The sequence below is a fragment of the Rhizobium sp. FG96 genome (assembly GCF_057808655.1).
The window spans coordinates 18,260-36,029 of record NZ_JBMDIL010000007.1; the positions used below are offsets into that span (position 1 = coordinate 18,260).

Here is a 17,770-nt window from a genome sequence, read left to right on the forward strand (position 1 = left end):
GGTATTCGATAATGCGAAAGATGATTTGTGCTACGATGGCTGCGGTGGCAGCATTCACCTTCAGCGTTCCGGCCATGGCCGATACGGTCACGGTCAAGAAGCGCGTTTATACGGAAGACCGCGGCGAAGTCCGCCCGAGCATCAGGATCAGCGACCGCGGCGTCGCCATCGGCGCCTACCGCGAACGCGATCGTTGCGTGACCAAGAGCGTCACGCATGACAATGGCGAACGCACCGTCACCAAGACGGTCAAGCGCTGCCGCTGACGGCATGACGGAGGCCCGGCAGAAGCGGAGCCCGGGTCTCCCGACAAACAGAACATCTCCGCATCGCCCCATGGGAGGGAACCATGTCTGACCAGCTGCCGATGTTCATCCTGCAATCGATCGCAGTTTTCGGGCTCGTCGGAGCCCTGTTCATTCGAGCGTAAAGCCCGGCTTCCGGGAGCTATCAGCATTCTTGATACCAGCATCAGAATGAATGAAGCAAAAGCGTACCGGAATAGACAAAAGTGTCCTTTGCAACCGTACCGCGGGGTACTAGATAACTCCCCGTCGCCTCTTCTTTTCCCCGAGGCGGCCTAGAACTCAGCCTCGCCCGTGCGAGGCTTTTTTCGTTTCAGGGTATAAAAAACCGCCCTTGCCGCAATCCGAGGAGACCTTGGCAAAGGGCGGTTCTGTGCCGCCGCATCCGGGGAGACCGGCGGCTGCTACTGTTAGCGGCGGATCAGCGGGCAACCGCGAACGTTCGCAAAGGTCATTCTGTCCCAGCCGCGGCGGTCACGACCGGACACCACGACGCGGCGAGGCGTCACGGCGGTCACGCGAACATCGCGCAGACCGGTCCAACGTGCCTTGCGCACGGCTTCCATCGGCGAGCAACCGCGCATCGGCGGGCGATACTGGACATCGACGATAGCGCCGCGGTCAGGGCTTGCTGCCGATGCAGCAGTCGTGCCGAACGGAATGGAGGCGATGGCAAGCAATGCCGCGAAGGAAGCCTTGGCAATAAAGTTGGTCATGTGGGGTTTTCCTCGTTTCAATGTGCAGTCGAACTCCCTTGCGGGGATGATTCGACAATAGAGAGCTAATTCTGAATGGTGTTCGAATTGCGCATTCAGATTCAGTTCAGCCACTGAAATGAAACACGATTTCGCGATGATGGGGCCGGTCGCGATGCTCGAAAAGATAGATCCCCTGCCATGTCCCGAGCGCCAACCTGCCGTTGAGAACGGGAATCCCGATCGACACCTGCGTCAGCGCCGACTTGATATGGGCGGGCATATCGTCAGGTCCTTCCATCGTGTGAACGATCCAGCGCATCGACGGATCGGACGATGGCGGTACGAGGCGGGCGAAGAACGCTTTCAGGTCGGTGCGCACATCCGGATCGGCATTTTCCTGGATCAGCAGCGAGCAGGACGTATGCCGCACGAAGACCGTCAGCAGCCCCTCCTCCGCATCCTGCGCCCGCACGAAGGCGGCCGCCTCATCGGTGAATTCGTAGAGGCCCTGGCCGCGGGTCGCGACCGTGATCGAGGTGACTGGCATGCGGCAGGCTCCGGTTATCAGCTCCGGCTCACCTGTCGCGCCGCATGCCCGATGTCAATGGCGTCTAGAGGCGCAGCAGCTCCTTGAAGCCGCCATAGATCATCCGCTTGCCGTCGAATGGCATCTGCCACTTGTCGCCTTCGAGCCGCGGATCGGCCATCACCTTCTTGTTGATCTCGTCGCGCACCTCGCGAGACGGGTAGAGGATCCAAGAAAACACGGCGATCTCGTCTTCCTTGAGATGCACCGCCCGCGGAAAGGACGTCACCTCGCCATAGGGCACGTCGTCGCCGACGCATTCGACATATTCGAGGGCGCCGAACTCCTTCCAGATCGCTCCGGCATAGGCGGAGAATTCCTTGTAGGCCTCAAGCTTGTCCTTCGGCACGGGCACGATGAAGCCATCCACATAAGCCATGTCTCTTCCTCCTTTTCGTCTGTCGATGGACATAGGACGAATGACGCCCCGTCAAACCGACAGACCGGAAAAAGAAAAACGCGGAACGGCTATCCCTGCAGCGTCTTCACCTTGGCGAGATCCGGGAACAGACGCGTCCACAGGAGCACGACGGCAATCGTGCCGACGCCGCCGATGATCCCGGCTGCGACTGGCCCCATGAAGCCCGCCAGCATGCCGGATTCGAATTCGCCGAGCTGGTTGGACGTGCCGATGAACAGCGAGTTCACAGCATTGACGCGCCCGCGCATCTCGTCCGGCGTCAAGAGCTGAACGAGCGAGCTGCGCACCACGACGCTGACCGTATCGGAGGCGCCGACGACGAGCAGTGCCGCGACCGAGAGCGCGATATTGGTGGAGACCGCAAAGACAATCGTCGCGAGACCGAACACCGCAACGGCACCGAACATTTTTTTGCCGACGTTGCTGGTCAGCGGCCGCCGCGCCAGCACGATCGACATGGCAAGCGCCCCGATCGCCGGCGCGGCGCGCAGCAGGCCGAGACCCCAGGGGCCGGCATGCAGGATATCGCGCGCAAACATCGGCAGCAGCGCGGTGGCGCCGCCGAGCAGCACGGCGAAGAGATCGAGCGAGATCGTGCCGAGCATCACCGGCCGGCTTTTGATGAAGGAAACGCCGGCAAAGACCGAGCTCAGCGTCACCGGTTCGCGCTTCGAGGGCGTCCAGCTCATGCGGATCGAGATGACGTTGATGCTGGCGGCGGTGAACATCACCGCAGCGACGGCAAAGGGCGCAACCGGATGGGCGCCATAGAGCAGACCGCCCAGCGACGGGCCGATGATCAGCGCCGTCTGCATCATCGAGGTCGACGTCGCCACAGCCCGCTGCAGCATCGAGGACGGCACGATGTTCGGCAGCAGTGCCGCCATCGTCGGCCGCTCGAAGGCGACGGTCGCGCCCATGATCGTCACCGCAACGAGGATACCGACCGGTGTCAGCCAGTCCTGCCAGACGGCGACGGCGAGCACCGCGGCCGTCGCAGCCTCGATCAGCTGGCAGATCAGGCCGATGCGCCGGCGGTCGAAACGGTCGGCGACATGTCCGACGACGAAGGTCAGGATGACCATCGGCAGGAACTGGCAGAAGCCGACGAGCGCCAGCGCAAAGGCGCTATGCGTCTTGTCGTAGATCATCCAGCCCATGGCGACCGCGGCACACTGGAACGAAAGCGACGAGAAGACCCGGGAGGCGGCGAAATTGAGGTAGCCGGGATGCTTGAGAACGCTATCCCGAGGAGCGTGAACTGTGTCCATTGGATACTTCCGGCCGGCGGAACCCACGGGCCATTGATAGGAATTTTATAAGCCCCTGTTCTGCCTCTATGCACCGGATGTCAACTGCGGCGAAAGTGCACCACCGTTTCGGGGCATACGGGACGATTGTTCCGATCGCGACAAGGCATTTAAGCAATCGTTGAAAGAATGCGTCAATGCGCCATATTCTGACGCAATCGGAATGGCGCTTGGACGCCCTATGCAGGCTCAATAGACCTGCTGGCGGACGCGGTGCTGCCAGCGCCCGGGTTCACGTCACACCGCGACCAGAGGGAACAAAAAAATGAAAGCACTTTTGGCTTCAACCGTCCTCGCTGCCGGCCTCATGGCTATGGGCGGCGCGGCTTCCGCTGCTGAATGCGGCAACGTCACCATTGCAAGCATGAACTGGCAGTCTGCCGAAGTTGCTGCAAATCTCGACAAGGTCATTCTCGAATCCGGTTACGGCTGCACCGCCGAAATCGTCACCGGCGACACCGTCCCGACCCTGACCTCCATGGCTGAAAAGGGCGAGCCGGACATCGCGCCGGAAGCCTGGGTCAGCCTGCAGCCCGAGCTCGTCAAGCGCGGTCTCGAAGGCGGCAAGGTCGTCGCCGCTGCCAAGATTCTCTCCGATGGCGCCATCCAGGGCTGGTGGATTCCCAAGTACATCGCCGACGCCCATCCTGATATCAAGACCATCCCTGACCTCTTCAAGCATCCCGAACTCTTCCCGGCTCCTGAGGACAAGAGCAAGGGCGCCGTCTTCAACGGCCCGCAGGGCTGGGGCGGCACCGTTGTCACCACGCAGCTCTTCAAGGCGAACGGCGGCGACAAGGCCAACTTCACGCTCGTCGACACCGGCTCTGCCGCAGGTCTTGATGGCTCGATCGCCAAGGCCTACGAAGGCAAGCAGCCGTGGGTCGGCTACTACTGGGCTCCGACCTCGCTTCTCGGCAAGTACGAGATGGTGAAGCTCGGCTTCGGCGTCGATTATGACGCCGCGGAATGGAAGCGCTGCACCTCGGTTGCCGACTGCGCCGATCCGAAGCCGAACGCATGGCCGGCCGACGACGTCCAGACCCTCGTCAGCAAGACCTTTGCCGATCGCGCCGGTCCCGCCATGGACTACCTCAACAAGCGCGCCTGGACCAACGACACGGTCAACAAGCTGATCGCCTGGATGAGCGACAACCAGGCAACCGGTGAAGACGGTGCGAAGCACTTCCTGAAGGAGAACGAAGATCTCTGGACGAAGTGGGTCTCCCCGGACGTAGCCGAAAAGATCAAGGCTTCCCTCTGATCCCTGATATCTCGCAAGCGGGCGGCGTCTTGACAGCAAGGCGCCGCCCGCCCGATGTTTTTAAGCGACGGCCATAACAAGAATGGGCCGCCGCTGCTTTTGCCATGGGGACCGACATGGATTGGCTTTGGAAATTTCCGACGATGAACGACGACATGCTGCGCGACCTGAAAAGGGCCGTGGATGAAGGCTTTCGCGGCTTCACCCGCGCCTATGGCGACAGCATCGAAACCCTCTTCAGCCCGCTGCAGAGCTTTCTGATCTGGGCCGAACGGCTGCTGACCGGCGCGCCGTGGCCGGTGGTCATACTGGCCGTCGCCGGTATTGCCTGGCTCGCCAGCCGCAGCTGGAAGATCGTCATCGGCTGCGTCATCACCCTGCTCCTGATCGGCTGGTTCGACATGTGGCAGGATACGATGAAGACCGTGTCGATGATCTTCGTCTGTACGGTGCTCTCGATCGTCATCGGCATTCCGATCGGCATCGGCATGTCGCGCTCGAACCGCATGCAGGGCATCGTCAATCCGGTGCTCGACGTCATGCAGACCATGCCGAGCTTCGTCTACCTGATCCCGGTCGTCATGCTGCTCGGCATCGGCCGCGTGCCGGGCGTCATCGCCGTCGTCATCTACGCCCTACCGCCGATGATCCGCCTCACCAATCTCGGCATCCGCATGGTCGACAAGGACGTTCTCGAAGCCGCAGACGCTTTCGGCTCCTCCAGCTGGCAGAAGCTGCGCAATGTCCAGCTCCCCCTAGCGCTGCCGACCATCATGGCCGGCATCAACCAGACGATCATGATGGCGCTCGCCATGGTCGTCATCGCCTCGATGATCGGCGTCCAGGGCTTGGGACAGCCGGTGCTGAAGGCGATCGCCAACCAGTATTTCACCCTCGGCGTCTTCAACGGTCTCGCCATCGTCGGCATCGCCATCATCTTCGACCGCATCAGCCAGGCTTACGGTCTGCGCCTGCAGAAGCACCGGGAAATCGTGCATGGCTAGTCAATCGATCGAAATCCGCAGCCTCTACAAGATCTTCGGCCCCCGCGGCCGCGACTTCGTGGAGGCCGTCACCAAGGGCATGTCGAAGACCGAGCTCAACAAGGAGCACGGCCACGTTCTCGGCCTGAAGGACATCAACATCAGCATCCCCGGCGGTAGCATCACCGTCATCATGGGACTCTCCGGCTCCGGCAAGTCGACGCTGATCCGCCATATCAACCGGCTGATCGACCCGACATCGGGCGAAGTGCTCTATGGCGGCACCGACGTCTGCAAGATGAACGAGGAAGAGCTGCGCGAATTCCGCCGCCACAAGACGGCGATGGTCTTCCAGAAGTTCGGCCTGCTGCCGCATCGCACCGTGCTGCAGAACACCGTCTACGGCCTGGAAATCCAGGGCGTGCCGAAATCCGAGCGCGAGGCGCGCGCCGATATCTGGATCAAGCGGGTCGGTCTGGAGGGCTTCTCCAACCATTACCCGAACCAGCTTTCGGGCGGCATGCAGCAGCGCGTCGGCCTCGCCCGCGCGCTCACCAACGATGCGGATATCCTGCTCATGGACGAAGCCTATTCGGCGCTCGATCCGCTGATCCGCGTTGACATGCAGACCGTGCTTCTCGACCTGCAGAAGGAATTGAAGAAGACCGTCGTCTTCATCACCCATGACCTCGACGAGGCGCTGCGCCTCGGCGACAAGATCGCCATCCTGCGCGACGGCGAGGTCATCCAGCAGGGCACGGCGGCCGATATCGTCCTCAATCCGGCGAACGATTACATCGAGGCCTTCGTCAAGGAAGTGAACCGCGGCCGCGTCATCCGCATCGATGCGCTGATGGAGCCGCTGAGCAATCCCGCAGGAGAGTCCTCGGTCCGCATTCCCGGCAGCCACAATGTCGAGGAAGGCATGCGCGTGATGACGGAAAACAACGTCACGCAGGCGACTGTCACCGGTGAAAACGGCATGCCGGCCGGTCGCGTTTCGCTGGAAGGCCTGGTGCGCTGTCTGGTCCGCACCAACGACTAGATCAGGCGCGCGGTCCTCGCGGGCCGCGCGTTCTTCCTGTCAGAACTGGCCTGCTTCAGGCGGCTGCAGTTCCTCGATGGAATCGACGCGGTCGGGATAGAAGGCCATGTGATCCTTGATCCCGGAAACCGCGGGATTGGGCGTCTCATAGGTCCAGATCGCGTTCTTCGACCGCTCTCCACCCGGCACGATGCTGTAATAGGACGCATCGCCCTTATAGGGGCAATGGGTAGAATGATCGGTGCGCGACAGCCGCGACATGTCGACATCCTTGCGCGGAATATACTGCACCGGCGGATAGGACGCCTCCCGCAGCGTCAGCGCGTCACGCGTATCGGCAATCACCTTGCCGCCGAGCTTGACGACAACGCGCGCCGGATTGCGCTCGACGCTGATCGGATGATCGGGTCCGGGAATCTTGATGGGCTTGCCTGACATCAGTGATCTCCAATGGGTGTGATTGGAGAGATAGGGAGGATGTGCGCGATGCCCAAGGGGCAAGGAGCGGCTCTTTACGTCGAAAACACATCCCATGCCACTTCGCGCCACTCACCAAATCTGACCAGAACACGAAACTCGACCAATAGTTGCATTTCACAGAAACTTCACGCTAAAATCCGAAAGCAGAAAGTGACGTCATAAACAGAATGTGGAGAAGGCCGCAATTAGAGGTGAAACCATGGCAACAGCAGCAGTAGGAATACCGGAGACTGAAAAGTTTTCGCCAATCGAACAGACTGCTTATAGGGCTCTTCGCCGATTTGACGCGAACATCAAGTCAGAGGATCAAATCCGATTCTATGACATAATTGAACACTACGGCCAAGGCACTCTAGTGTTGGCCGAATTCCGGGATACCAACGATCCGCAAGATCCTTTTACACACGAGTTTCAGGTTCTTGTGGTGAATGGAAGATCGTATGTCTTTAACGACTGGCATGCTGCGATACGCGAAGGTGGACGCCGCGCGAGCCTTATATCGCAGCTCACGGCCGCCGAGGCGTTTACAGCGATTCTGACGATACTTTTGCTGGGGGCTTTCGTGGCATTTGCTTGGCAGCATATAGAAACACAGCGTACCACCGCCGCTCAAATTCTAGGTGCAGCTGTAACCACAATTATCGGATTTTGGTTCGGACGCCAGACCAGGTGAGGCAACTGAGGAGCACGAAAAGTGGACCGCGAAATTGCATTCGCGGTCCTCCGATCGGAGATTAAGCCCAGCGATCCAGCCCGAGCAGCTTGCGTCCCAGCGGCGTCAGTTCCGCTGTCGTCGCATTGTGCTTTTCCCATTCGCGCGGATCGCCCGGGAAGGCGTCGCGCTTCGGGCTGTCGAGTTCGCGCCAGAGGCGGATGCGCTCTTCGCGTTCTTCGGCATTGTCGAATTCCGCCGGGTGCATGGAGATATACTGCGCCATGCGGACGCGGTTTTCGGAGTGGTTGGGGCGAACGCCGTGGGCGAGCAGCGAGTTGAAGATCATCAGGTCGCCCGGCTCCATGCTGATATTCTCGGTCGAAAGACCGGTCATATCAGGGTGCATCGGATCGCGATCTTCAGGCTGCGTCTTCACCCACTCGTCGTAATGCTCGAAGAGATAGGGGACACACTGGAAGCCGCCGACATCGCCGTCCTGCTTCTTGAGGCTCAGCACCGCCTGTACACCGATCGGCAGCGGGTCGATCGAGGTATCGACGTCCCAGTGGATGAAGCCGTTGGGATTGCCCTTGACCTTCTTCGGCGGGTTCAGGTTGGCGCGGTCGATCGTCACCCACAGGTCTTCGCGGTCCCAGATGTCGACGAACACGTCATAGACGCGCTTTTCCATCCGGTTGTCCCACAGAGCCTGGTGATTGTAGATCTCCAGCATGCCGGTGTTGTTGAGTTCCTTCATCTTGTGTTCGCGGCGCTGCGGCGCGTACCAAGTCGAAGGATCGTTCGGGTCCTTCTCGTCAAAACGCCAGAGCACCTCCACAAGCCGCTCGACATTCTCCGCAGGCACCGCCTGACGGACAATGACGTAGCCCTTCTTGGTCCAGTGCTGCCAGTCCTCCTCCGAGAGAACGCGAAGCGGAAGCTTCTTCTTGATATCCTTGAGCTGCGTGGTGCTCGACGAAGTGGTCGGATGCGCGTCGCGCTTGATGGCTGCTGCCTGCTGCATGTGTCTCTCCCATTGCCGTCATCCCTGTACTGTCAGGCGATGAGAGGAGTGTAGCCGCAAGCGCGCGGCGATGTTGCCCGCGTTTGGCGCCTTATGATACTATTCTGGCGTCTTGCATCAATCAGGCGCCCAATGAGAGCATTTCTCGAAGTCCTGCCCCGGCAATCCGATACCAGTTGGCCGATGCTCAACCGGCGGCTCGACGATGCCATCCCCTTCGAATGGCACCACCATCCGGAATTCGAGCTGACGCTGACGCTGAATTCCGCCGGCCAGCGCTTCATCGGCGATCACACAGGCGAATATGAGGATGGCGACCTCGTGCTGGTCGGCCCCAACCTGCCCCACACCTGGGCCTCGCGTGAGAAGCTCGATCCCGGCCAGCCGCATCGCGCCTTGGTTCTGTGGTTTCACCCCGAATGGATGCGGCAGATGACGGCGGGCGCCGTGGAACTCAGGCCGATCGAGCAGCTGATGGCCCGCGGCCAGAACGGGTTGCAGTTCTCCCGCCAGACCGGAGAGGCCGTCCGCGCCGAATTCGAGACGATCTTCGACCGTGAACCGGCCGAGCGCCTGCTGTCGCTGCTCGCCATCCTCGGCCAGGTCGCCGCCGACCGCCAGGCCGTGCCGCTCGCCAGCGCGCCCGGCCATCAGCCGGCGCTGCAGGAAAGCCGCGAGCGCATCGACCGGGTGCTCACCCACCTGCATGTCAACTACGCCGGCCCGGTGACGCTGGAGGAGCTCGCCGATATCGCGGCTCTCAGCGTCTCCGGCCTGCACCGCATGTTCCGCCGCCACACCGGCACGACGGTCAGCGACTACCTGATCCGCATGCGGATCGGCGATGCCTGCGCCCGCCTCTCCTCGACGAACCAGCCGGTCGCCCATATCGCCGATGCCGTCGGATACGCGTCACTCGCCAATTTCAATCGCCAGTTCCGCGCCGAAAAAGGCATGACGCCGCGAGACTACCGCGCCCATTTCCGCAAGAGCTAGGCTGGACGCCTGCGCCTGCCATTCAGCGCAAGCCCCAGCACCGCGGCCAGCACGCAGCCGATGCCCGCGATCTGATGCAGCCCGACCGGCTCACCAAGCAGCAGGAAGGCGAAGATCACCGCCGAGACCGGCGCGATCGCCGTAAACAGCGAAGCCTCCGCCCCGCTCACCCTCTCCGCCCCCGCATACCAGAGCATGAACCCGGCGACCGTCGGCACCAGCGCGTAATAGACGACGGAGAGCAATGCCGCCGAGGACGCGGCCGGGAACGCATGGCTTTCGAAGAGCGCCGGAATGGCCGCCGCGCAAAAGCCGATCGCCGTCATCAGCGTCGATTGCACCAGCGGCGCAATCTCCGTCTTCAGCCGCTTGTTGAGCAGGATGAACAGCCCCTCGCAGAGCACCGCGCCGAAGATGACGATATCACCGCGCAGTGACCCGTCGCCCGCCCCCGGCGCCAGCACGATCGAGAAGACGCCCGCCGCCGCAAGCCCGATCGCGAGAAGCAGGAAGCGGTCCGGCCGCTCGCGCAGCAGCAGGATCGAGATCCCGGCCGAAACCACCGGCAGCGTGCCGATGATCACTCCCGCATTGGCGGCCGAAGTCATCGACAGGCCCGAAATCAGCAACGTCGTATAACCAACGCTTCCCGCCGCCGCCTGAATGACAAGAATGATCCAGTCATGCCGCGAAAGCTTCGGCAGCCGGGCACCGGTCAGCCGCATCAGCAGTATGAAGCACGGAAAGGCCACGGCAAACCTCAGCGCCGTTGCCGTGAATGGCGTTAGCCCCGCCGAGATCAGCTTGCTGGCAATCACGGTGCTGCCGACCGTCGTCATTGCCAGCGTCAGATAGATGTAGCCCTGTTGTTTCCGTGTCATGAGAACTCCCCTGGATCGGGAGCGAGATGACGCCAAAGGTTCGCTGCGGTCTTGAAGGAAATTGCAGGCTCAGGAGCGGCCGCGGGCATAAACGCCGGGCGCCAGGCCATAACGCGCCGTGAATGCCCGCGTCATGTGACTCTGATCGGCAAAGCCGCTGGCGGCGGCCACTTCGGCCAGCGGCATTTTCCCGCCGATGAGCCGCCGCGCCAGATGCACCCGCGCTTGCACCAGATAGGCATGCGGCGTCAGCCCCGTCGCCCTGCTGAAGGCGCGAACGAGCTGGAAGCGGCTGAGCCCGCTTTCGCGTGCCATCCGGGCAAGCGAGATATCCCCGGAGGGATCGTCATCGATGAGATCTCGGGCACGGGCGACCGAGGACGGAATCAACAGATCGGCCTCCGCCTCGCTGCCCTCGCGCAAAATATCCGCCGTCAGGCCGAGCAGCAGCTCCTCTGAACGCATCGCATCCGCCCCGCCGGTGACAGCCGCAAACAGCGCCTGAAAGCGCCGGGCGATCAAGCCATCGCGCATGACAGGACGCGGGATCTCGAAACGCATCGAAGAGCCCTCGGCCGCCTCCGCAGCCAGGCTCAGAAACATGTCAGGATCGAAATACAGGATGCGCCACGCTCTGGCATCGCCGACGGGCATGCCGTCATGCACCTCGTTCGGATTGACGGTGATGACATCACCCGCTTCGGCCTCGACCATGCCGCGGCCGCTGAGCGATTTCTGCGCGCCGCGATGGATCAGCCCGATGCCGAACTGCTCGTGCGTATGGCGGGAGAAGCTCCGGCCTGTCGCAGCCTCGACGGCCTCGACACCGGATACCGCCGAGCGGTGCATCCTGAAACCGCCATCCATGCCACACTCCTCTTCGAACGGAAGAGTGCCAGCCCGCGGGCTGCGGCGCAATATTGGCGATCAGTGGACCGTCTGCGGTCCGAATTCTTCAGAGAGGATCAGCAGCGCGTCTTCGAGGGCTGCGACCAGGATATCGGTCAGTTCGTCCGACTTGTTTTCGAGGAAACGGAGGGCGACGGCCTCATCCTGGGTTTCGAGGTAATGCTCGATATCGTTCGACATATCATCGTCCTTTCATTCACCGCAACATCGGCGATGGAGGAAGAATAGGAGGGCTGTCTTGCGCAGGGCTGACCCTATTCCGGGAAGCGCCTGCTGCGCCACTGGCTGCGCGGCACCGCACTGCCGACATCGAGCGCGAAGGAAACGATTGCCGTCGCATCCTCGTTGACCTCGCAGCGGAACTGCACGTCGTACCAGGTCTCGGCGGTGCGGAAGGCGCCGCGCTTGACGTCGAGCACCGTACCCTTGGCGAGCCCATACATCGGCACGATCACCGGCCGGTAGGCGGGCGATCCATGCACCAGCTGCTCACGAAGCTCGGTGCTGCAGAGCTGCGCCGCACGCCGCCCGCGGGGAATGCCGAGCATCGCCGTCCGCGCCACGGGGTCATCGCTCTCGTCAAGCGAAAACAGCGTCTTCGCCTCGGCAAGCTCATCCTTCTTCGGCGCATCCGGCTTGTCCGGCTCGGTCGGTTTCTGCTCGACCGGCTTTGCCTGCTCGATGCTGGTCACGGCCTCGCCGGCAGCATCGACGGCAGGCGCATTATTCTGCGAATGCGCGTCGGCGATATCCACCTGCGGCAGATCGATATCGTCAGGCACGGGCTTGGCCGGCGGCTCCTTCGGCGCATCCGGCTTGTCGCCGGCATCGGCCGCGGGCTTCGGCTCGCCGGTCTCGTCCTTATGGTCGGGCGCGCTGGTCGCCGGCTTCACTTCGCCGGTCGACGAATTGCCAGCGTCGGATTTTTTCGGACCACTATCCTTGTCGCCGAACTGGAACACGGGTTTCAGAACCGGCATCGGCGCACCCTGCCCCTGCTTGCCATCGGCCTGCTTGTTCTCTGCTTGCTGCTCGGCCTTCGGCGGTTCGGCTTTCAACTGCTCGGCCTTCTTCTCTTCCGGCGGAGGCGGAGGCGGTGATGGCGGCGGCGGCGGAGGTGGCGGCTCCTGCTCTGCCTGTTCCTCCGGCTTCTTTTCCTCGGGTTTCGGCTCTTCCGCCTTCTTCTCTTCAGCCTTCTTTTCTTCAGGAGGCGGCGGAGGCGGCTCTTCCTTTGCCTTCTCCTCGGGCTTTTTCTCCTCCGGTGGCGGCGGCGGCGGTGGAGGCGGCTCCTCCTTCTTCGCCTGCTCTTCCGGCTTCTTCTCTTCCGGCTTCGGCTCTTCCTTCTTTTCCTCCGGCGGCGGCACGAGATCGACCTGTACGGCCTCCTCCTTCTCCGGCTCCGTCTGCGGCAGCGGCATCTTGAACAACAGGACGGCCGCGACCAGGGCATGCAGCGCGATCGACGCCGCCACACCTGAACTGATCCCTGCCAAACGCTTGTTCGTTAGCTTCTGCATGCCACCATTAAACCACGTGATGCCGATGTGGCGTCAAAAGCAGGCAGCATCAAGCCGCAAAAGCAAAAGCCACGCGATTTCCCGGCAATTTGCCGTGAAGAGCTCAGTCCGCCGCTCCGTCATCGGCAACCAGATTGTGTTCCCGCCACAAATCCTTCGGAATGGCATCGCCGATCGCGAAAGCAAAGGAGCGCACCGCCCCCGAGCCCTCGCCCACCTCGCAGCTGAAGCGGATCGCGTACCAGAGGCGCTTGCTGCGAAATGCGCCGCCTTTCACCTCGATGCTCCCGCCCCTGATCCGCTCCAGCGCCATCGCATAGGGCGCGATCGCATCCGGATTGCTGCCGGGACGCGTTCTGCGAACCTGCTCCATGGCCTCGAGACCGCAAAGCTGCAGATTGCGCTCGTCACCGGAGAGCTGCCGCAATGCCGCCCGCGCCTTCTTGCTGCGGGGATCGCTGAGCACGCCACCGGAAAAAAGCTGCCGGGCCGGAACCAGCGCATCCGGAGACGGAGCCGGTTTGATCACCGGCGGCACCAGCACCCTGCCCGGCTGATCGGCAGCAGGAGGCGCAAGTGGAGTGGCGGGCGCTTGCTGCGGCTGCGGCCTGATGTCTGCAGGCGGTGCTGCGGGCTCGGATCGAGCGGCAACAGGCACGATTTCCACGCTGACGCTGTCGTCAGGCGGCGTACGAAAAATCCGCGGTTTCGGCAGATAGATCAGAAGCAGGGCAAGACAGGCGGCATGCAGCGCAAGCGACGCCGGCCCACCCCAGCCGACCCTCTCCTCGAACGAGCGCGTCGCGGCAGCCATCAGATTGCGGGATAGTGGAAGCAGGAGGCATTCATCATGTGCGGCCCGATGCTCGTGGAACTGCGCCCATCCTCGATTCGATTATGGCGGGACGGAGGCAGCAAGCGCGCCGGTTGCATTCCGCCAAAAGAAAAGCCCGGCACTGAGGCCGGGCTTTCGATTTCGTCGTGTTGATCGCTTAGCTGTCGAGGAACGAGCGCAGCTTGCGGCTGCGGCTCGGATGCTTCAGTTTGCGCAGCGCCTTCGCTTCAATCTGGCGGATACGTTCGCGGGTAACCGAAAACTGCTGGCCGACTTCTTCGAGCGTGTGGTCGGTGTTCATGCCGATGCCGAAGCGCATGCGCAGAACGCGCTCTTCGCGCGGTGTCAGCGATGCCAGAACACGGGTCGTCGTTTCGCGCAGGTTCGCCTGGATGGCGGCGTCGATCGGCAGCAGCGCGTTCTTGTCCTCGATGAAATCGCCGAGGTGCGAATCTTCTTCGTCACCGACAGGCGTTTCGAGCGAGATCGGTTCCTTGGCGATCTTCAGGACCTTGCGGACCTTTTCGAGCGGCATGGCGAGCTTTTCGGCCAGTTCTTCCGGCGTCGGCTCGCGGCCGATCTCGTGCAGCATCTGGCGCGAGGTACGAACGATCTTGTTGATCGTTTCGATCATGTGCACCGGAATACGGATCGTGCGGGCCTGGTCGGCGATCGAGCGGGTGATCGCCTGACGGATCCACCACGTCGCATAGGTCGAGAACTTGTAACCGCGGCGGTATTCGAACTTGTCGACCGCCTTCATCAGGCCGATATTGCCTTCCTGAATGAGGTCGAGGAACTGCAGACCGCGGTTCGTGTACTTCTTGGCGATCGAAATAACGAGGCGAAGGTTCGCTTCGACCATTTCCTTCTTGGCAATACGCGCTTCGCGCTCGCCCTTCTGCACCATATGCACGATGCGGCGGAATTCCGAGATCGAGATGCCGGTTTCCGTTGCGAGATTCTGGATCTCCTGGCGGATGTCGCGGATCGTCGTGTTTTCGCCCTTGGCGAATTCCTTCCAGCCGCGGGCGGCCAGATTGGCGATCGACTTCATCCAGTTCGGGTCGAGCTCGGCGCCCTGGTACTGTTCCAGGAACGAGTCGCGCTTGACGCCGTAGGATTCGGCCAGACGCAACAGGCGGCCTTCGTTCTGCACGAGGCGCTTGTTGATGTCGTAAAGCTGCTCGACCAGAGCCTCGATGCGGTTCTGGTTCAGCGACAGCGACTTGACGGCCTTGATCAGTTCGTCCTTGAGCTCCTTGTAGCGGCGCTCCTGGGCGGAAGACAGCGTGCCGGTCGCGGCAAGGCGCTGCTCGACCTGCTGGTCCTGCAGCTTGCGCAGCTTCTTGTAGGTCTCGGCGATCAGGTCGAGAGTTTCCATAACCTGCGGGCGCAGCTCGGCTTCCATCGCGGCGAGCGAGAGGTTGGACTCGTCTTCGTCCTCTTCCTCTTCCTCGATCGGCATGCCTTCGCCGCCGACATCGGTGATGTCGTCGTCACCCGAACGGGCGCGGCGGGTCTTTTCCTTCTCTTCAGCCGCCTTGCGGTCGGCTTCGATCTTCTCGGGGCTCTGGAACTGCGGAGCAGCCTTGGCTTCCGGACCGGAATAGGTGGTTTCGAGATCGATGATCTCGCGCAGCAGCGTCGTGCCTTCGTTCAGTTCGTCGCGCCAGATGATGATGGCCTGGAAGGTCAGCGGGCTCTCGCAGAGACCGGCGATCATCGTTTCGCGGCCAGCCTCGATGCGCTTGGCGATGGCGATTTCGCCTTCGCGCGACAGAAGCTCGACGGAACCCATTTCGCGCAGATACATGCGCACCGGATCGTCGGTACGATCGGTCGGTTCCTTCTTCTTCGTGGTCGCAAGCGCAGTGCCGCTCGAAGGCGCGAGTTCGCCGCCTTCGTTGTCGTCGTCGCTGCCGCTGTCGTCGTCGTCGCTGCCGGCGCCGCCCTGGGCTTCCTCAGCTTCTTCGTCCTCGATCACGTTGATGCCCATGTCGGACAGCATCGCCATCGTGTCTTCGATCTGTTCGGACGTCACTTCTTCGGACGGAAGAACGGCATTCAGCTCGTCCATCGTCACATAGCCGCGCTTCTTCGCGGCCTTGATCATCTTCTTGACCGCGTCATCGGAAAGATCGAGAAGAGGGCCGTCGGTTGCGCCGTCGCGTTCGACTTCCGCTTCTTCGTTCTCTTTGACCTTCGTTGCCATTTATGTCGTCGCCTTCCTGACGCTATCCAAACTCGCTGGTGCGAAGCCGCTTCGAAACGCGCGCATCAACGCTCGCTTCGAATCAATTTCACCCACCTAACGGGATGACCTTTAAAGCCTGATTAACCACGATTGCCGGCGCCGGATGACAGAGCTTCAATGCTTCGAAATTTCCGGCCATGGTTAGTGCGATCCGCCTTGACCCAAGTTCACCGCTTCAAGTCGAACGGTGATTCCCACAATTTTTGATCTCGTCAAGCTTTTCCACAAAAAAAGCCGCCGAAAACACGGAAAATGCCTTATCCACAGGCAGAGGAACCGCTCAAGCGATTGCCAGCCTTAGATAGGATGTCACCGGTGAAAGACAAGAGCGCAAAGCTCATGCGCCCTCATATCCGAGTCAACTGCGGTTTTATAGTGACCTGAAGAGCATCTCGTCCAGGCTGCCGCAGTATAGATCGTTACTGCGGCAGGCCATCATAGGGGTTGATCTTCAACGACCCGAGATCGATCGCCGGAACGCAGCGCAGCTTGATCGCCGCCATCGCCGTTCCATCCGGCGCGGTCGCCTCGCTGTTTACATCCAGTCCATCACCACCTTGCCGGAATTGCCCGAGCGCATCGCCTCGAAGCCATCGCGGAATTCGTCGATCTTGATGCGGTGCGTGATGACCGGCGACAGATCGAGCCCGCCCTGCACGAAGGCGATCATCTTGTACCAGGTCTCGAACATCTCACGGCCATAGATGCCCTTGAGGTTCAGCATCTTGAAGATCACCTTGTTCCAGTCGATCTCGAAACCGGCCGGCGCAATGCCGAGGATGGCGATCTTGCCGCCATTGTTCATCTTGTCGATCATGTCGCGGAAGGCAGGTGCCGCACCCGACATCTCAAGACCGACGTCGAAGCCCTCGGTCATGCCGATCGACTTCATGACGTCGGCCAGGTTTTCCTTCGAGGCGTCGACGACGTAATCGATGCCGAGCTTGCGGGCGAGATCGAGGCGGTTCGGGTTGATGTCGGTGATGACGACCTTGCGGGCGCCCGAACGCTTGGCGACCAGCGCGCCCATGATGCCGATCGGACCGGCGCCGGTGACCAGCACGTCTTCGCCAACGAGGTCGAAGGAGAGCGCGGTGTGGACGGCATTGCCGAACGGATCGAAGATCGCGGCGATCTCATCCGGAATATCATCCGGGATCGGCACGACATTGGCTTCCGGAATGCAGACGAACTCGCCGAACGAGCCCGGCCGGTTGACGCCGACGCCGAGCGTGTTGCGGCAGAGATGACCCCTGCCCGCCCGGCAGTTGCGGCACTTGCCGCAGACGATATGTCCCTCACCGGAGACACGCTCGCCGACATGGTACTTGGTGACCGCGGAGCCGACCTCGGCGATCTCGCCGCAGAACTCGTGACCGACGACCATCGGCACCGGAATGGTCTTCTGCGCCCACTGGTCCCAGTTCCAGATATGCACGTCGGTACCGCAGATCGCAGACTTCTTCACGCGGATCAGCACGTCGTTCGGGCCGACCTCCGGCACAGGCACGCTCTCCATCCAGAGCCCGACCTCCGCCTTCGACTTCACCAGCGCCTTCATCATGTTCGACATCAGATTATTTCCTCTTGGCTTCCGCTGGCTC

Annotated in this window: 19 protein-coding genes; 6 read left to right on the forward strand and 13 right to left on the reverse strand. The window is 61.8% G+C overall.

The window, feature by feature from the left end; genetic code table 11:
- Positions 1-11: 11 nt before the first annotated feature.
- Positions 12-266, forward strand: a complete 255-nt coding sequence (locus ACODR6_RS15150) for a hypothetical protein (protein WP_130277896.1) — start codon at positions 12-14, stop codon at positions 264-266.
- A 449-nt stretch (positions 267-715) separates the two neighbouring features.
- Here the strand turns inward: ACODR6_RS15150 and ACODR6_RS15155 are convergent, their stop codons facing one another.
- The 4 genes from ACODR6_RS15155 to ACODR6_RS15170 form a co-directional block, all read right to left on the reverse strand.
- On the reverse strand, positions 716-1,021 hold the full coding sequence (locus tag ACODR6_RS15155; protein WP_112715633.1) for a hypothetical protein: 306 nt from the start codon (positions 1,019-1,021) through the stop codon (positions 716-718).
- A 106-nt stretch (positions 1,022-1,127) separates the two neighbouring features.
- Positions 1,128-1,550 carry a secondary thiamine-phosphate synthase enzyme YjbQ gene (locus ACODR6_RS15160; protein ID WP_413709860.1) on the reverse strand — a complete coding sequence of 141 codons (423 nt, stop codon included), beginning with the start codon at positions 1,548-1,550 and terminating at the stop codon, positions 1,128-1,130.
- A gap of 64 nt (positions 1,551-1,614) precedes the next feature.
- The gene (locus ACODR6_RS15165) at positions 1,615-1,968 is read right to left on the reverse strand and encodes a DUF1428 domain-containing protein (RefSeq protein WP_112386905.1); all 354 of its coding nucleotides are present in this window, start codon (positions 1,966-1,968) and stop codon (positions 1,615-1,617) included.
- A gap of 89 nt (positions 1,969-2,057) precedes the next feature.
- On the reverse strand, positions 2,058-3,281 hold the full coding sequence (locus tag ACODR6_RS15170) for an MFS transporter (protein ID WP_489022818.1): 1,224 nt from the start codon (positions 3,279-3,281) through the stop codon (positions 2,058-2,060).
- 304 nt (positions 3,282-3,585) lie between these two features.
- Here ACODR6_RS15170 and ACODR6_RS15175 point away from each other — a divergent pair, with 304 nt between their 5' ends.
- From ACODR6_RS15175 to ACODR6_RS15185, 3 genes are all read left to right on the forward strand, one after another.
- Entirely contained in the window at positions 3,586-4,584 is a 999-nt protein-coding gene (locus ACODR6_RS15175) for an ABC transporter substrate-binding protein (RefSeq protein ID WP_112715639.1), read from the forward strand.
- A 116-nt stretch (positions 4,585-4,700) separates the two neighbouring features.
- Positions 4,701-5,588: an ABC transporter permease gene (locus ACODR6_RS15180; protein WP_203428493.1), complete on the forward strand. Its 888-nt coding sequence runs from the start codon at positions 4,701-4,703 to the stop codon at positions 5,586-5,588.
- Positions 5,581-6,612 (forward strand): quaternary amine ABC transporter ATP-binding protein, encoded by a 1,032-nt coding sequence (locus ACODR6_RS15185; protein WP_413709862.1) that lies wholly within the window; start codon positions 5,581-5,583, stop codon positions 6,610-6,612. Before ACODR6_RS15180 ends, ACODR6_RS15185 begins: the two co-directional genes overlap by 8 nt.
- Positions 6,613-6,651: 39 nt before the next feature.
- Here the strand turns inward: ACODR6_RS15185 and ACODR6_RS15190 are convergent, their stop codons facing one another.
- A complete protein-coding gene (locus ACODR6_RS15190) occupies positions 6,652-7,050 on the reverse strand; it encodes a DUF427 domain-containing protein (protein ID WP_489022819.1) in 399 nt (132 codons plus the stop codon).
- Positions 7,051-7,291: 241 nt separating this feature from the next.
- Between ACODR6_RS15190 and ACODR6_RS15195 the strand changes: the two genes are divergently transcribed.
- A complete protein-coding gene (locus ACODR6_RS15195; RefSeq protein WP_489022820.1) occupies positions 7,292-7,765 on the forward strand; it encodes a hypothetical protein in 474 nt (157 codons plus the stop codon).
- A 61-nt stretch (positions 7,766-7,826) separates the two neighbouring features.
- On the opposite strand, the gene ACODR6_RS15200 is transcribed toward ACODR6_RS15195, so the two are convergent.
- Positions 7,827-8,771, reverse strand: a complete 945-nt coding sequence (locus ACODR6_RS15200; RefSeq protein WP_489022821.1) for a phytanoyl-CoA dioxygenase family protein — start codon at positions 8,769-8,771, stop codon at positions 7,827-7,829.
- Between the two features lie 132 nt (positions 8,772-8,903).
- Between ACODR6_RS15200 and ACODR6_RS15205 the strand changes: the two genes are divergently transcribed.
- Positions 8,904-9,767 (forward strand): helix-turn-helix domain-containing protein, encoded by an 864-nt coding sequence (locus ACODR6_RS15205; protein ID WP_489022822.1) that lies wholly within the window; start codon positions 8,904-8,906, stop codon positions 9,765-9,767.
- On the opposite strand, the gene ACODR6_RS15210 is transcribed toward ACODR6_RS15205, so the two are convergent.
- The 7 genes from ACODR6_RS15210 to tdh all read right to left on the reverse strand — a co-directional run bounded on the left by ACODR6_RS15210 (position 9,764) and on the right by tdh (position 17,739).
- Entirely contained in the window at positions 9,764-10,648 is an 885-nt protein-coding gene (locus ACODR6_RS15210; protein WP_489022823.1) for a DMT family transporter, read from the reverse strand. The genes ACODR6_RS15205 and ACODR6_RS15210 overlap by 4 nt on opposite strands.
- 69 nt (positions 10,649-10,717) lie before the next feature.
- Positions 10,718-11,515 carry an AraC family ligand binding domain-containing protein gene (locus ACODR6_RS15215; protein WP_489022824.1) on the reverse strand — a complete coding sequence of 266 codons (798 nt, stop codon included), beginning with the start codon at positions 11,513-11,515 and terminating at the stop codon, positions 10,718-10,720.
- Between the two features lie 60 nt (positions 11,516-11,575).
- Complete coding sequence (locus tag ACODR6_RS15220; RefSeq protein ID WP_199626942.1) at positions 11,576-11,737, reverse strand: hypothetical protein; 162 nt, start codon at positions 11,735-11,737, stop codon at positions 11,576-11,578.
- Between the two features lie 74 nt (positions 11,738-11,811).
- Positions 11,812-13,074 carry a DUF930 domain-containing protein gene (locus ACODR6_RS15225; RefSeq protein WP_489022825.1) on the reverse strand — a complete coding sequence of 421 codons (1,263 nt, stop codon included), beginning with the start codon at positions 13,072-13,074 and terminating at the stop codon, positions 11,812-11,814.
- Between the two features lie 103 nt (positions 13,075-13,177).
- Positions 13,178-13,888, reverse strand: coding sequence for a DUF930 domain-containing protein (locus ACODR6_RS15230; RefSeq protein WP_489022826.1), 711 nt, complete (start codon positions 13,886-13,888; stop codon positions 13,178-13,180).
- A 178-nt stretch (positions 13,889-14,066) separates the two neighbouring features.
- A complete protein-coding gene (rpoD, locus tag ACODR6_RS15235; protein ID WP_112715661.1) occupies positions 14,067-16,124 on the reverse strand; it encodes an RNA polymerase sigma factor RpoD in 2,058 nt (685 codons plus the stop codon).
- Between the two features lie 577 nt (positions 16,125-16,701).
- Entirely contained in the window at positions 16,702-17,739 is a 1,038-nt protein-coding gene (gene tdh, locus ACODR6_RS15240; protein WP_449098790.1) for an L-threonine 3-dehydrogenase, read from the reverse strand.
- Between the last annotated feature and the right edge of the window lie 31 nt (positions 17,740-17,770).